This is a genomic window from Zhongshania aliphaticivorans (assembly GCF_902705875.1).
GTDB lineage: Bacteria > Pseudomonadota > Gammaproteobacteria > Pseudomonadales > Spongiibacteraceae > Spongiibacter > Spongiibacter aliphaticivorans_A.
On record NZ_CACSIK010000001.1, the window covers coordinates 2,255,633 to 2,271,079 of the forward strand.

Below are 15,447 nucleotides of genomic sequence, written 5' to 3' on the forward strand. Positions count from 1 at the left end.
GAAAACACAAACAGAGCCCAATAGCCCCTTAAATCTTTCCCTTTCACTCCCATTCTGGGCCAAAATATCCCACGCCAATAGGCGCGGGATATTTTGGGTTTACGCTTACTGCAGTAGACTTAAGGCGGCCTGAGGAAGCGAATTAGCCTGAGCAAGGATGGCGGTACCAGCTTGCTGCAAGATCTGCGCTTTAGTCAGGTTTGCCGTTTCTGATGCAAAATCAGCGTCAAGAATACGACCGCGTGATGCAGACAAGTTTTCAGAGATGGTTTGTAAGTTAGTAATAGTAGACTCGAAGCGGTTTTGAACCGCACCAAAGTCACTGCGACGATCACTTACTGTGGTCAGTGCGGCATCGATTCGACGAATCATGTCGTTTGAATCAGCTACCGTCAGTACGCTACTACCAGACAAGCTACCTGTCAGAGCCGCGTCAGTCAGTCCCGCTGTTGTTGTAGCCGCAGTACCTGTGAAGGTGACAGCCTCATTTGAAGTGATGGTAAATGTACCGTCATCGTTTGCTTCGGCGGTTCCATTGCTTCCAAGCGCAGTGTTAATCGCCACTACCAACTCTTCAGTAGATGCATAGGTACCATCGGCAACCGCCACCGCGTCAGCATCACCAACTGCAATGCTAAAGTCTCCATCAACAGTCAAACCACCTGCTACAGCAGCGACTAGGTCTTCACCATCAGTGCCTGTAACCGCTGGAAATGCTGTCACAGCAGAGTCAGTCGTATTACCATCTGCATCGGCATCAAAGCTGGCAACCGAAACTTCTGTGCCAGCTCCAGTCAATGCACTGGTGATAGTAATGTCGTCACCATCATTAGTAACTGCGAAGTCAGCGCCAAGTGCGGTGCCTAAATCAGTCACAAGGTCGTCGATACCACCTGCACCGGAGTAATCTGCAGCTAAAGTAACAGCCGTTGTAGTTGTACCATCACTTACATCAAAGCTAACAGTTTCTGAACTAAAGTCTGCCAGTAGCGAGGTGGCATCAAACACACCTGAGCCTGAAGTAGCTGGAACTTCATCGCTGCCAGCCAAACTTACTGAGGTCGCTGTTGCCGTAGCGCCCACTGAATCAAGACGCGTGCTAGAAGACAGGTCTAGAGTAATTGTCTCACCAACATTGGCACCAATCTGGAACTGGGCATTACCAGTCGAACCATCTAAGATCTTACTGCCGTTAAATGAAGTTTGTGAAGAAATACGATCAATCTCAGACAAACGTTGCTGTACTTCCGCGTCAAGTGCGTTGCGGTCAGAGTCAGAGTTAGTCGCGTTAGCTGACTGTACCGCTAACTCACGAATACGCTGAAGGTTGTTGGTCATCTCATCTAGAGCAGACTCACCCGTTTGCGCCAATGAAATACCGTCATTCGCATTTCGTACTGCTTGGTTCAAACCATTGATTTGGGTGGTGAAGCGGGTGGAGATGGCCAAACCTGCAGCATCATCTTTCGCGCTATTAATACGCAGACCAGTAGAAAGGCGCTGCAGTGAGGTGTTCAAAGTTTCTTGCGACTTTTGCAGATTCCGCTGTGCATTTAATGATGCAACATTGGTATTGATGCTTAGTGCCATGGTAAATCTCCTTTCCACTCTATGCGGTATAAAGACTAAATGTCTTTGATTAAGCACCAGCCTGATTGGCTGTAATTTGCTTTCACCCCATATAACGGTTCATCAATGAAATTCTTTAAATTTATTTACTAAGTAGATGTACGCATCTTTCTCCGTAATCACCAGCTAGCTAAGAGCTCCCTTTAATTAGCACTTGCTTCGCTACAGTATTTATCGACCCAAAAGNTAATAACTAAAGCGCCACCTGAACATTAAAACGCGACTCACTTCTACAATCACTATGACAAATGCTCATGCTTTTATTACTAATGCTGCGTTCAATAAGTGACTTTATATTTTAGGCAACTAAATATGCCTATTTATCGTCATTGTATAAGTCATATATATAGGCAAAGTATTGTTTGTACAGTAGAATTGATCAGACAGATAATGCGATCAGCGGCTTTAAGCCCAAGCAATAAAATGATAGGAAGCACCGATGAGCGCACGACGCCTTTATCAAAACGTTGTTGATGAAATTGAAATACTTATTGGATCAGGTGACTACCCTCCCGGTAGCCGCCTCCCTCCTGAACGAGACCTAGCTGACCGCTTTGAGGTAAGCCGCTTAACCATACGCGAAGCCATCATCGCCCTTGAAGTGCTGGGCAAAGTAAAAGTGAAAACCGGATCTGGTGTCTATGTTAAAGACCCAGAACAAAATTCTGCTTCTCACCTATCAGCAATAGGCCCCTTTGAGTTAACTCAGGCGAGAGCAGTCATCGAGGGTGAAGCCGCGGCGATAGCAGCAAGCATGATCACCACCGAACAACTCAAAGAGCTTAAAAAGTCCCTAGACCTAATGGCGCAAGAAAACGCCGAAGGTGACCTAGCGTCTAAAGAAGCAGACCGTCAGTTTCATTTGATTATTTCCCAGGCAACAAACAACGCCGCCCTGCTGATGACGATTAAGCACTTGTGGGAAATTCGCGAGAGTTCAGCGCGCGTTAAAAACGCTTATGAAGGCGTATGTAATTTAGATGGCAAAGACAGGTTACAAGAACACAAGGCTATTTACGACGCCCTAAAAGCTGGGGATGCTGCCGCCGCACGTAAAGCAATGCATGCACATTTTGTTAGGCTGATTGATGCTTTACTCCACGTCACCGAGGCGCAAGCCATAGAAGAAGCGCGTAAAGAAGCGCTAAAAAGCCGGCAACAATTTTCATTAAATCACCTGCTAAATAAATAAAACCTCAAAGGCTTTTTAAATAGGCAGTAAGTTTTAAACCAAAAAAAGGCCGCAAATTGCGGCCAACCCTGGAAATTCATTACCTACATAAAGCGGCGTAAAGTCATCACCGCCAAAAACATTTTAATTACTAGCAGTTAAGACCCGCAGTAAACTCTTTGGCCACTATCGCTCCTGGATGTTGAATAACAATGCCCGCTAAGTTGTGAGCAAATTTCGCCGCCTGCTCTGGGCTACCGCCATTAATTCTCTGCCCAAGATAACCTGCATTAAAGGAGTCACCCGCCGATGTTGTATCAACTGGTTTAACACTTTGTGCAGGAACAGCCAGCTCCTCTCCATCAACAATGACAAGACAACCCTCTGGCCCTTGCTTTAATACTAGCTCAACAATACCTTCAGCCAACAATCGTGATATGTGCTGATCTGCCGTGCACTCACCAAATAGATCTTCTTCATCATCTAAGGTTAATAATGCAAGATCACAACGCTTGTACATCTGCGAAAAAATAGCACGAGTTTGCGTTACGTCAGACCAAAGCCGAGGCCTGTAATTGCTATCAAAGCCAACCTTTCCACCTGCTGCGCGATAAGTATCGATAAAACCAAACAGACTTTCTCGCGCCTCAGGGGACATAATAGCCAAGGAGATACCGGTAAGGTAAAGCCACGGATATTGACTTAAGGCCTGATAAAGCTCACTGGCTCGCTGCGGATCATCAAACAATTTTCGCGCAGGCGAGGATTCACGCCAGTAGCTAAAACTGCGTTCGCCACTATCATCAGTAGAAATTAAATATAAACCTGGAGAGCTATTGCTAAACTGCGATACATATTGGCAGCCAACACCTTCTAGCTGCCATTGATCGATAAGCCAATCACTTAACTTATCGTCACCAACAGCTGTAACAAAGTCTACACCTACACCCAAACGCGACAAATATACCGCCGTGTTAAGCACATCCCCACCAAAAGATAAGCTAGCGGGTAAGGTAGACGAGCTTAAAGCTCGCCCACCAGATGCCAAAGACATCTCCAGCATACACTCACCGATTACCGCAACTGACGCCGTTACCATATAGCTACACCCTATGAGAAATAAGTGCCGCCATTAACATCAACATTAGCACCCGTGACATAAGAGGCATCGTCTGATGCTAAATAAACCGCTAATTTACCCACTTCAGCAGAAACGCCTTCACGCTTAAGCGCTGAACCACCTGCCACTTTCTCACGCACTTCTGGCTTGGTGAAAGTGTCATGAAAACCAGTATCGATCATACCTGGGCAAATCGCATTAACTCTAATACGTGGACCCAGCTCTTTAGCCAAACCACGGGTAAAAGTCATTACCGCACCTTTAGAGGCTGCATAAGCCGCTGCACCTGGGCCGCCGCCATCACGTCCTGCTTGTGAAGCAAAGGTCACTATCGCTCCACCGTCACGCATAATAGGGAGTGCAGCTTTACACACCATAAAGAGCGAAGTGACATTTAGGTCCATTACTTCCTGCCAAAAAGAAACATCCATTTCAGCCATTGTCTTGCGAGCTACTAAACCGCCAGAAACATGCATCACAACATCTAAAGCACCAAAACGGTCAGACACAGCAGCAATTACCGCATCAACATCAGCAGCTTTCGTTAAATCTGCTTTCAGGGCCAAGGCCTCTCCACCAGCAGCTTCAATTTCGCTACAAACAGCTTCAGCGCCGGTTGCGCTCGACATATAAGTCAATACAACTTTTGCGCCAGCAGCAGCACTTTCCAAGGCACATGCAGCACCGATATCACGACCACCACCGGTAACTAAAACAACCTTTCCATTTAATTTGTCTGACATATCCTTAACCTTTTCTTATAAAGATAACAATCCAGCTATCGATTCACTCGACGATAGCAACCCATAACTCAATATACTTGCATCTGATATTATGGTCAACCAATTAGTCTGACCAAATGCAAATTTCTATTTCTTTTGCTGAACAGGCCCTATTTTCCGAGCTAAAAAGAGCACTGGTATAATCGCCATTGGCACCAATGCAGCCCCCATGACAAAGAATGGGATATACGATTCTTTCGTCATCACTGGGACCAACCAAATAGTAATCAGCACCCCTAGCACAGCCGCAGTGCCACCCAAACCGGCAAGTGAACCCACCGATTTACCAGAGTAGAAATCACTAGGTAGCGTTTGAATATTGCCAATGGCAACTTGGAAACCAAACAGAATTAGCGCAATTAGGAGCACGGCGCTTAATGGCGTACTGGCTACAGCGGTAAATAACAATGAGGGCAGCATCACTACCGCTCCCAACACAATGGCAGTTTTACGCGCTGCGTTGACGCTCCAACCACGGCGTATTAATCGACCTGACAACCAGCCACCAAAAACACTGCCTATCGCCGCGCCTACATAGGGAACCCAAGCGAACATACCAATTTGCTTTACGTCAAAGCCGAACTGATCCGCAAGGTAAATGGGCAACCAAGAAACAAATAACCACCAAACAGGGTCGAGAAAAAAGCGAGAAAGAATAACAGACCAGGTTTCTTTATAACGCAGCATTTCTAGCCAACCGGGGGCGAAATCATTATCAACTTCGACTTCCACATCGACAATATCTTTGCGCTGGCCAGACAATATGTACTCGCGCTCTTCTGGCGTTATCCAAGGGTGAGCATCGGGGCCGGCTTTATAAATGATGTACCACGGCACCATCCAGACAACGCCAAGTAAACCAATCAGAATAAATGTAGCCTTCCAACCAATCCATACATAAAAAATTGCAACAAGCGGGGCTGATACAATGGCACCAATTGATGCGCCAGAATTAAATATTCCCTGCGCTAAAGCTCGCTCATTTACAGGGAACCACTCTGCGTTTGCCTTAGTAGCACCTGGCCAGTTTCCGGCTTCACCTAAACCAAGAAAAAATCGCACAATAGCTAATGATGCAACCCCATTAACTAGAGAGTGCAATGCAATCGAAATCGACCAAACACCAATCGACAACAGAAAACCAAAACGAGTGCCAAGCACATCGAATAATTTTCCAAACAAAGATTGACCAAACGCGTATGAAACCATAAAGAAGCTAAGGACAAGCGCATAATCTTCCTTCCCAAGCCCCATTTCTTCCGACATGCCGGGCCACATGACAGCAAGTGCATTTCGGTCGATATAGTTAACCACTGTTGCCAGTGCCACCATACTGACTATTGCCCAACGTAATCCTTTGACTGCTTTCATATTACGACCCTCAATAATCGCTAGATAAATAGTTATCAACCAGCGGGCTGAAACCATTGCTTAGTAAATCGGTACAAGATAAATATCCGTCATGGCTTACTTCAAGCTTGGCAATATAAGCGCAATCAACACCCAAATTTTTCAACAGGCCATGACTAAAGCCACTATGTTTCTCATTCAGACTCATTAGTGGCTTCCTCAAATACAGCTAAATGGCCTTGCCACTCGTAAGTTTTTCCAGAGACAGAAAGCGTATGCTGTAGCGAAGCATCTACCTCATCAGCCTTGGCAATCACGATACGACCACCACCAACCAAGTTAACAAACAATAGTGAGGCGTCCTGTTCCATTTGATGAGAAAGACTTGCTACATTACTTGTAGGTTGAAGGGTGTATTCCTTGACGCCGTTATATTCCCCATGACTTTCTATCACTGACACAAAGTACGCATCGCTACGATCAGCCTGCCGAAGCACTAGTGCATTCTCACGACGCAAGTTAAACTCCGGATCATTGGCCCCAAGCTCAGCAAATATCACTTCACCATCACTAGGCAGCAAAGTATTTAAACTATAAAAACGATTGCCATTGAGCCAAGTTAACTGCGTAGTACTGTTGTCTACAGAAAGCTGCCCTTTGTTCCATAAATGCTGATAGCCATTGTCTTCACCAAGTGTTTCCATGCGATTCATCGCTATTTCAGGCTTACCTGAAATAAAGGTTAATTGGCCGTTATAGTAAAAAGGTAAATCGTATTGATGCTTCTCAGAAGAATTAATCTTCATAATATCTATCAGCAAAGGGCTATCTAGCAGAGTGGTGTGTATAAGCCCCATTGTTCTCTCAAAGGTCACACCCGGATAAGCATTTTTTTCACTTGCAGTAAGTGCATTTAACTTACCCGAAAAGAAAGTAACCTGCCCACTTGTCTCTGATGCCTTTGCCAATTTACCGTTAAAATGACTACGTTCATCCACCACCAGGGTATTGTGAGCAATGGATTGCTTGGCCCAAGTTTTATTTTCCGGAAGGTAAATCCCACCTCGCTTAGTTACGACATTCAAATACCTAGCTGCACCGTAATCTGAAATGACTTCAGTGCCATGATCGTAATAAAGGAAACCAAGCCGATCAAAATGGCCATGGCCCATGCCCTGCCCCGCTGCTTTCACAACGAGTGCAGACTCAGCATTATTGCTTCGCAGTACAGCAACACCACCCTCATCACCAGCAGCACCATCACGGTATAAAATGCTTTTGAAAATAAAGTCTTTTTTCTGCTTAGCCGCTATACCTTGAGCAACCAACAGGCCGTCACCATTGACGATCACCTGATTTTGATTTTCAGCAATCGCGAGTAAGCCCGGGTCTTTGGTTAGCGCATAGGCGATATCTACACCATGAACTAGCTCAATAGTATCTAGCCCTTTATCTTTAATGGCATCATTGAGCGGAAAGAAACGGTTGTTGTAGCTAAGATTAATGCACGCATAAATCGCTTTAAGCAATACGCCATCACGGTACTTAAATATTTCCCATTGAGGCTGGACGCGATCTAGCGCTCTTGCAAATACCACAAAGGGCATTAGCGCATAGCGTTGATAATATGGACCCTCGGTGTAATAACCATCTGGAGAGAACAAACTATCAATCTGTTTTAAAAATCCGCTATTACCACTTTTATCACTACCCTTTAACGCAATGTCCACATAATCTTGATTGCCGAGCACCAAACCTGTCATACCTACCGCTGCAGCAGCCCAAGTACCGTGATTGTGAACTTTATTGAAGGTCTCACTTGAATCCACTGATAAATATTTAACGTAGGGGTGCAGCAGATTTGTTTCTATAATCGATTTTTGATCTTCTGTTAAAACCGCCTGGAGCTGGTCATAACCTTGGATAACATAGACCAACCAAACGGCATCATTGAGTATTTGCCAAAACAACTTTCCAGCTGCCTGATGCTTATGTTGTGGATGGGGTCCCAGCTGCGGGTAAAGCTGCGCATATTTTAACAACAGGTCAGTTGCAAAATCAGCGTACTTTTCATCACCTGTAACTTGGTAGAGCGTAGCGGCTTGATATATTGCTGCGCCATTCTTTTTATGACGCTCATGGGTATAACCACCACCAGCGTCACGCGGTACAGGCACGTCAATCTCTTGAGCCATTAACGCATTAACTTCAGCCTCCATTGTATTAATACTTTTTTCTAACAAAGGAAGCTCATTCGACTTTTTACGAATGTTCATTGCGTCTTCTATCGATAATGACATGCTCACCGTCGCCTCAGATGAAGAACACGCCGACAACAAAACAACAAAACTTATAAAAATCAATCCAACTAATTTACTCACCCGCCAAGTACTCCTTTGGATCAATTACACGGTCCTTATAGCTAACCGCCAACTCACTTCCACCCATTGCATTATTAAAGAATTGATAAACTGGCTCACCAACACTGGCACTTACATTGACGCCACCACTAGACACAAAATGGTTCTCTTTAACAGTTAATAGCTGTACTCCATGAAGATCAAAGGCGAGCTTACTCTCATTAAGTTCACTACGACCAACATCGTCAAAATGGTTAGCTTGTAAAGACACATGGGGGCCGAATGTACTTTCATCGGTGCCACCGCGATATATGGAGGCCACTCGTCCAGCAACATTTTTAAATGATGAATTTTCAATACGAAGATAATCCACATTAAAAATACCTTTATCATCAATTTCAGCGTCTAGCTTTAATAAGTCCCCACTGACATTACTGAATTCACTATTATTAATATGTATTTCATCCGCCATAGTCGATTTTTCAGCTTTTAAAAAACTATACGAATGATTTACATCTAAATTCATGACATGAACATCATCAAGCAACAAACGATAATTATTCAGCATACCCAAACGGCTGGTACGAATAAGGGTATCCCCCGCTACATTGTCACTCTCAGAACCATCAATTGCGATCCCCTTTAAACCTAAGCTAGCGCCGTCCTTAAGTTCAAAAAGTGCATTCCGAGTATACTTTAGGGTAGTTTTTCCTTTTCCCGCGCCTACAAAGCTAATCGGTGAGGCAATTTCCAGTACACTATTAACCGAAAATTCACCCTCTGATAGCACTAAGGTATCGCCACCGGCTGCGGTCTCCAAAGCTAAAGCGATACTATTCTTCCCTGGAGATACACGTATTTCTTTGCCCTGCCCTAACTTAGCTCGCAAATCGCCCTTGGCATACCAGGTAACGCCCACCTCGTCAGTATTAAGCAGCCCTTTTATTGAGCTTCCGAGTTTTGCATTCTTATCAAAATATAGATTATTTCTTTTTACTGTTTCCACAGGACTCGCATTAAAGTCAAACTCAACATCCGCCCCACTTAAACCATTATCGTTAAATGTAATACCAGATATATCATCAAAGGCAGTAACGCCTAATGTTCCTGTACGTGTTGCAACAAAGAGGTTATTACTAATCGCCGTGTTTTCTGGCGGTTGACTACGTTCTTCATCCGCTCCAGCTGCCAGTAGAATATGATCAACATTCACCAGCGTGTTATTCTCAATAAGAACATTTTTGACAGGGTGGTAGCGATTAATCGGTGAGTCTGGCACACCATTCATAATAACAAAGCCACCGCCAAACCGTGTTCCAGTCAAATTTTCTAGATAGTTATTACGCACTTTATGGTCAGCGTTAATAACTCGGATACCCCCGGTATGCGCCTTACCATTACCGATGAAGGCATTACCTTCAACTAGATTTCCATTGCCATGTCTTAAAGTAAGTGTCCCCGCTGACTCCCAAAAAAGATTATCGCGGATGATATTACTGCCTGACTTTATGGAAATAATCTCTACTTCTCCGTTGCAACGATCAAACAGGTTATTTTCAACAACGGTATGTGAGTTTGTTAATGAATAATGGCTAGTTCCTATACGCAGGGTCTCACCACCATTCGATCCTAGAACTGGCCTAGGCCCAAAATAATTATGGTCAATACGATGATGGTTCTGCTGGCTCGCTTCATCATTTAAGCGTACAGCAAGCGTCACCCCTTTATTCATCTTACCGACTAGGTGATTGTGATCAAAACGGTTATCCCTACCATACATCAGAACCCAACTATCAGAGTCAAACCTGTCGGGCTTGTTAAAACGATCAATCACCACATTAGTAACGCGGGAATGATTTGCTAAATGCTTAGAATCCTTCCGGAAGCTGATCACGGCATCTGTTGGCGAATGCCCATCTTTAAACACCAAATCGCTCACTAACAAATACTCACCGGACAAAGTGAGGTTAGAGCGTCCACTTATAATTACTTCACCTGCCGTTTCTGCTCGTAATGTTACGGGCCTCCCTTCACTTCCATTTGCTTCAAACTGAATTTCCACATCAGACCAAACACCATTGCGCAGAATAATTGTTTCGCCTGCTTTAACCGTCGCAATTGCATCAACCAACTCGGCTTCATCAGAAACAAATATATCGCCATTACTCTTTGAACAAGCAGTGACAAAAGAAAGGACAAACATTAACAAGAGCGCTAATTTTATTTTTCTCATATTACCGATATCTCACCCAATGAAAGTTAACTTAATAAAAAGAAATTAAAAAAATGGCGGACTTTCTGTCCGCCACCGTATTCTTCTCATTAAAACTTCACTGTCACACCAGCGAACAGACGTGGACCGTAATCATTAACCTCGCCCAAGTTATCTTCGGTAAAGAAGTACTGTGTCTTAGGCTCGCTGAACAGGTTTATCGCTTCAATTTTAATTTTAACGTTTTCAGACACGTTATAAGACGCTCTAGCTTCCCAGACACCGGCATCATCTACATAACGAATACGGGTACCATTACTTGTGTAAGGCTGGAAATATTGGCTGCGATACTTATAAATTGCTGCTACGTCAAATTCACCAATCTGGTAATAAACCTGACCAGAAAATACATGTTTCGAGAAGCCTGGAATATTTGCCGGCGCGATAATACCCTCTGTTAACTGCGTTTTCACACCATTCTCATCAGTGGTATATGTGTCACCGTACAAGCTATCTTCAAACTTAAAGTTACTATCGGAATAGTTGTAGCCTGCCTTCACACCAATACCCGTATTCCAACGGTACGAACCAGTTAACTCTAAGCCATAGATATCGCTGGTATCTTCAGTTGTTACGGTATTTGTGATTGGAAGTGCAACAGTTTCGCCACCAACAACAAAGTTTTCGATCACTGTTTGCTGCTCATAGCCACCCACAAATTTCTTATAGTAAATACCTGCCGACAAAATTGTATCGTCGTTAGGGTACCACTCAAGAGAAAAGTCAGCATTCCAGGACATTAGTGGTTGAGTATCTGGGTTACCAGACCCATTAGCACCTTGAACCAAGTCCGATACCGACGTAGCTGTACCAGTTTCATCCGAATCAAATGAGCGGCTATATCCTAAGTTAACCGGATCTGCCCTAGACATACCACGGAACAGGCCGCCACGCATAATAACTGTCTCATCGTATTCCCAAACAAAGTTTACACTAGGTAAATATTTGGTATAGCTACCACCACTACTTATACGCTCAACATCGCCATCAATTTCTTGTAGCAATAAACCATTGGTATTGGGATCAGCAGAAACAACTTCATAGGCAACACGATAACCCACAGATGTCACGTCTGTTTGAACAATTCTTATACCAAAGTTACCGTGTATGGGGCGCCCTAAAAAGCTGGCTTCGTAATCTGCCATGATATACGCCGCTAAGGTTTCTTCAGTAACATCTATCGTCCCTGCGCTTTGCTCAATGACATCAGGGTACGCAAATGCTTCACCCTCTAATGAGGCAAGTGCATTCGCTATACACTTATTATCAAATGCCGCATAACTACTGCCAGTACCCTGTGAAATGGTATCGCCATTTGCATCGACATTGGTAATCAAGTTGCCGTCACTAACTGAACTTAAGAAATCTGATTCAGGAAATGAGATAGCGCAAGCATCTATAATAGATTCGCCATCAACTAGGGTATCACCCGTAACACTGCCACCATACTCTGTTCTAGAGCCATTACCTTGATTGCCACCCAAGCGTAAATAGGTCATCTTGGACGAACGAATACCACCACGAATAGTAGGAATGAATTCATTCTGAAGGTCGTAATCTAAATCCAATCGAAATGCAGTAATAATATTTTCCGCAACATTCTCACGATCAACACGTGCTCGATAGCCATCCATAAAGTTATTCGGATCGGTTACGTCAAAATCTTGCACTGTGAAAGTGGGGATTTCTGAACCCATCGTCCACGTTACAGGGACTCGACTACCCTGACTGCGAACAGATATCTGCTCTTCAATACGGTTGGTTTTAGAGTAAGACGCATCGAAATCAACCCGTAAACGATCTGTTACACGGTGAGATATATTCAATCCCCCACCCTTGTAATCTTCTTCACGGCTATAGCTTTCACCCTGTATATCAGGTCGAACAGTCCCTTCCCAATGCTTAATAACACCACTTTCGGTGGTGACCAAGGTAGAACCAGTAACACCCGGTGTTACACGCTTCTGCTCAAAGATTAAGTCGTGACGTTCTTCAGCCTGAACACGCTCAGAAAACTGCATATCAAGATTGATATCCCAGTCATCATTAGGCTGAAACTGGAAGGCTGCGAAATATGAATCGCGCTCATCCGAGGTTTCATTTTGTCTAAAACCGCGGCTACTGCCAGTCCAAGCATAAGGAGTACCGCTACTGTAGGCTTCGCCAGTATTTGGATCGATTTCCGTGTTGTAGCCCTGATTACTAGAGCCAGCAACTTGATCTTCACAATCACCCGCTGATTCACGGTAAAAACCTTCATTGGTATTACTTGGGTCGTTTAAGCACGCCCACAGTGAACTACCTGAAGGGCTTGAGCTGCGATACTCAGCTTCTGATTGTGACATTGAACTACTCTGCACACCCAGCGACACACCAAAGGCAGAGCCATTAGAAAACTCGAATTGATCAACATAACTAGCGGTACCACGAAAGCCGAAATCATCTTGAAGTGAATTATCGACATTTGCCTCATCGGGGTTGTAATTCATTTTGGCATCAATTTGAAATGCTCGGTCACTCGCGTTTAGCGGGCGCAGCGTTTCAAGTGCAATAACACCAGCCACACCACCTTCTATAATGCTGGCATCCTGGGTTTTGTGTATTGCAATTTTACTCATTAACTCTGACGGAAATTGCGAAAAATTCACCGAGCGATCGCCTGAACCATTGGTTGCGCCACGGCCATTAAACGTAGTGGCGCTCAAAAAGGGCCCAAGGCCTCGAATTGAAATCTCGGTTGCGCCACCGTTCTCACGATGTGAAGCTGCACCGGTTATAGATTCTAAGGCTTCACCGATCGATAAGGCCGGCAAAGCGCCAATTTCTGACGCTGACAAACCTTCAACAATAGACGTAGCATCACGCTTGATACCAATCTGATCCTGAATGATTTTTCGGGTACCGAGCACAACCACTTCTTCTATTGCCTGAGCCGAAGACGACTCTTGCGCAAGGGTCACGCCCGACATTAAAGAGCTGGATACTCCCGCATATAAAATGGTTTTAACCCAAAACGCCAGAGGCCGAGGCTTAAAAAAGGTTTGCTGATTAACGGCCGACGAAGATGTTTGATCAATCGATCTAGTTATCATGAGTGAAGCTCCACTTTTATGATTTTCTTTGGCCCGAACTATACTCAAGTCAGATATTAAGGTCAACCAATCCATCTGACCGAAATTAGAACCAGGAATTATCATTTATTTATTGTTTTATGTTTTTATAAAAAATACTGAAATTACATAGACTTAGGAAAATTAGAAACGCACTCCAGAACTCAAACTCACAGAAACCCCATTAAAATCTTTCTAAGTTTCATATTTAAACCTGAGTAACTAAAGATTACAAAAAAGCCCCAATTCCGTGCACAATAAAAATTGATCAGACCAAAACATTAAAAACATTAAGCACTAAGAACATTAAGCAAGCATTCCAGCATCTTAAACGTCACTACTATCAATGTAGTTCAAAAACGTAAAACCACAATCGAAGCGAGTTATTTATATATTTACAGACTTCACCCCCTTCACTAACAATATAAGCTAATAGCATCAGATCAGGCACACCCAGCTCACCGAAGGAAATATGCAATTAAGCTACACGTTAGAAAAATAAAGGCGATGAGCATGATTAAATCTCACCAAATTAGGTATCACGCTCTCGTTAGCATCCTTTAAGTAATAAACGATCAGCATCACCATTTAACGAGAAAGCCCGTAATACGTAATAAAAAAGTCATTGATTGATATTTTATACTCTGAAAAACAACACAAATATTTGGAGAATCATGCGCAAGTTAATAGTGATACAAATGGCCCTAGCAACATACGCACTAATTCCATGCAAGGCCTGGACACAGCCCCAAGATATAGCACAAATGCAAAAAAACACGCCCACGAGTAAAGAGGCCTCAACCCCTCCATCTGAAAATTTTGATCTAAAACAATGGAAAATTACGCTACCCGTGAGTAAAAATTATTACTTCGGTAGCGATGACCAGTCCGCCGCGGAAATTTTACCAGGAGAAAATTGCAACACCTCACACTATTTAGGTCAGCCTCTGGATAGTGGTTACCAAGATAAAAACTACTTTTACTCCTCGTCTAAGGGAGCAATGATATTCAAAGTTCCGCTTATTGGTGGGGCCTCTACGATATCGTCAAAATATGTTCGTAGTGAGTTACGAGAACTCTACAATTGGCAGCCTTGCGGAGATGATAGCACCGCAAACTGGTCATCAAACGGTAGCCATTCACTTTCAGCCACACTAAAAGTCGTAGACTATTACGCTGAAGATCCACAAACGGTCGTTGGACAAATTCACGCCAAAAATTCCGAAAAAGCCTTACTTAAATTACAATGGGATGGCCCCAGCGCCGCTCTCAGAGCAATCATTAATACCGACCCATCACATGGAAATCCTTTCAGTATCGACATGGGCCTGATACCAGGAAGTAAAGAATGGCGTTATCTCATTACCCTTGAGAACAACACCTTAACAATTTCTGTCACTGGCGATGAAGCAACAGTTAGCAAATCCGTTACCTTTGGCTCTCAGGGTATGAGCGGAGACTGGCGAAATCATGTGTTTTATTTCAAAGCCGGAAATTATGTCCAAGCTGATAAATACAGCGGCGGAAATTTTGAAGTTCACTTTAGTAATTTACACATAAGTCACCGCAGTTAATACTACTAGCAATAGTGCATTATTAATCGTGGCTAAGGTATTCAGACAATCATCTTAATTTTTTCTATTAACAATGTTA

General features: G+C 43.8%; 10 protein-coding genes. 2 read left to right on the forward strand and 8 right to left on the reverse strand.

Annotated features, from left to right (window positions below):
- Positions 1-105: 105 nt before the first annotated feature.
- Positions 106-1,590, reverse strand: coding sequence for a flagellin (locus tag AELLOGFF_RS18125; protein WP_159268662.1), 1,485 nt, complete (start codon positions 1,588-1,590; stop codon positions 106-108).
- 478 nt (positions 1,591-2,068) lie between these two features.
- Here AELLOGFF_RS18125 and AELLOGFF_RS10315 point away from each other — a divergent pair, with 478 nt between their 5' ends.
- Positions 2,069-2,821, forward strand: coding sequence for a FadR/GntR family transcriptional regulator (locus AELLOGFF_RS10315; RefSeq protein WP_159268663.1), 753 nt, complete (start codon positions 2,069-2,071; stop codon positions 2,819-2,821).
- A gap of 130 nt (positions 2,822-2,951) precedes the next feature.
- On the opposite strand, the gene AELLOGFF_RS10320 is transcribed toward AELLOGFF_RS10315, so the two are convergent.
- The 7 genes from AELLOGFF_RS10320 to AELLOGFF_RS10350 form a co-directional block, all read right to left on the reverse strand.
- The gene (locus AELLOGFF_RS10320; RefSeq protein ID WP_159268664.1) at positions 2,952-3,899 is read right to left on the reverse strand and encodes a sugar kinase; all 948 of its coding nucleotides are present in this window, start codon (positions 3,897-3,899) and stop codon (positions 2,952-2,954) included.
- Positions 3,900-3,910: 11 nt separating this feature from the next.
- Positions 3,911-4,663, reverse strand: coding sequence for an SDR family NAD(P)-dependent oxidoreductase (locus AELLOGFF_RS10325; protein WP_159268665.1), 753 nt, complete (start codon positions 4,661-4,663; stop codon positions 3,911-3,913).
- A 126-nt stretch (positions 4,664-4,789) separates the two neighbouring features.
- Positions 4,790-6,073: an MFS transporter gene (locus AELLOGFF_RS10330; protein WP_159268666.1), complete on the reverse strand. Its 1,284-nt coding sequence runs from the start codon at positions 6,071-6,073 to the stop codon at positions 4,790-4,792.
- Between the two features lie 10 nt (positions 6,074-6,083).
- Entirely contained in the window at positions 6,084-6,260 is a 177-nt protein-coding gene (locus AELLOGFF_RS10335) for a hypothetical protein (protein ID WP_159268667.1), read from the reverse strand.
- Positions 6,247-8,433, reverse strand: a complete 2,187-nt coding sequence (locus AELLOGFF_RS10340) for an alginate lyase family protein (protein WP_159268668.1) — start codon at positions 8,431-8,433, stop codon at positions 6,247-6,249. The genes AELLOGFF_RS10335 and AELLOGFF_RS10340 overlap by 14 nt, the downstream gene beginning before the upstream one ends.
- Positions 8,426-10,645 carry a polysaccharide lyase 6 family protein gene (locus AELLOGFF_RS10345; protein WP_235035657.1) on the reverse strand — a complete coding sequence of 740 codons (2,220 nt, stop codon included), beginning with the start codon at positions 10,643-10,645 and terminating at the stop codon, positions 8,426-8,428. The genes AELLOGFF_RS10340 and AELLOGFF_RS10345 overlap by 8 nt, the downstream gene beginning before the upstream one ends.
- Before the next feature lie 89 nt (positions 10,646-10,734).
- Positions 10,735-13,776, reverse strand: coding sequence for a TonB-dependent receptor (locus AELLOGFF_RS10350; RefSeq protein WP_159268669.1), 3,042 nt, complete (start codon positions 13,774-13,776; stop codon positions 10,735-10,737).
- Positions 13,777-14,558: 782 nt separating this feature from the next.
- On the opposite strand from AELLOGFF_RS10350, the gene AELLOGFF_RS10355 reads away from it, so the two are divergent.
- A complete protein-coding gene (locus AELLOGFF_RS10355; RefSeq protein ID WP_159268670.1) occupies positions 14,559-15,368 on the forward strand; it encodes a polysaccharide lyase family 7 protein in 810 nt (269 codons plus the stop codon).
- The last annotated feature ends 79 nt before the right edge of the window (positions 15,369-15,447 follow it).

What these genes read in the sequence shown, in the direction of transcription:
- AELLOGFF_RS10335 (WP_159268667.1), bottom strand. Translation starts at nt 6,260, where the DNA reads ATGAGTCTGAATGAGAAACATAGTGGCTTTAGTCATGGCCTGTTGAAA.
- AELLOGFF_RS10350 (WP_159268669.1), bottom strand. Translation starts at nt 13,776, where the DNA reads ATGATAACTAGATCGATTGATCAAACATCTTCGTCGGCCGTTAATCAG.
- AELLOGFF_RS10315 (WP_159268663.1), top strand. Translation starts at nt 2,069, where the DNA reads ATGAGCGCACGACGCCTTTATCAAAACGTTGTTGATGAAATTGAAATA.
- AELLOGFF_RS10325 (WP_159268665.1), bottom strand. Translation starts at nt 4,663, where the DNA reads ATGTCAGACAAATTAAATGGAAAGGTTGTTTTAGTTACCGGTGGTGGT.
- AELLOGFF_RS10355 (WP_159268670.1), top strand. Translation starts at nt 14,559, where the DNA reads ATGCAAAAAAACACGCCCACGAGTAAAGAGGCCTCAACCCCTCCATCT.
- AELLOGFF_RS10330 (WP_159268666.1), bottom strand. Translation starts at nt 6,073, where the DNA reads ATGAAAGCAGTCAAAGGATTACGTTGGGCAATAGTCAGTATGGTGGCA.
- AELLOGFF_RS18125 (WP_159268662.1), bottom strand. Translation starts at nt 1,590, where the DNA reads ATGGCACTAAGCATCAATACCAATGTTGCATCATTAAATGCACAGCGG.
- AELLOGFF_RS10345 (WP_235035657.1), bottom strand. Translation starts at nt 10,645, where the DNA reads ATGAGAAAAATAAAATTAGCGCTCTTGTTAATGTTTGTCCTTTCTTTT.
- AELLOGFF_RS10320 (WP_159268664.1), bottom strand. Translation starts at nt 3,899, where the DNA reads ATGGTAACGGCGTCAGTTGCGGTAATCGGTGAGTGTATGCTGGAGATG.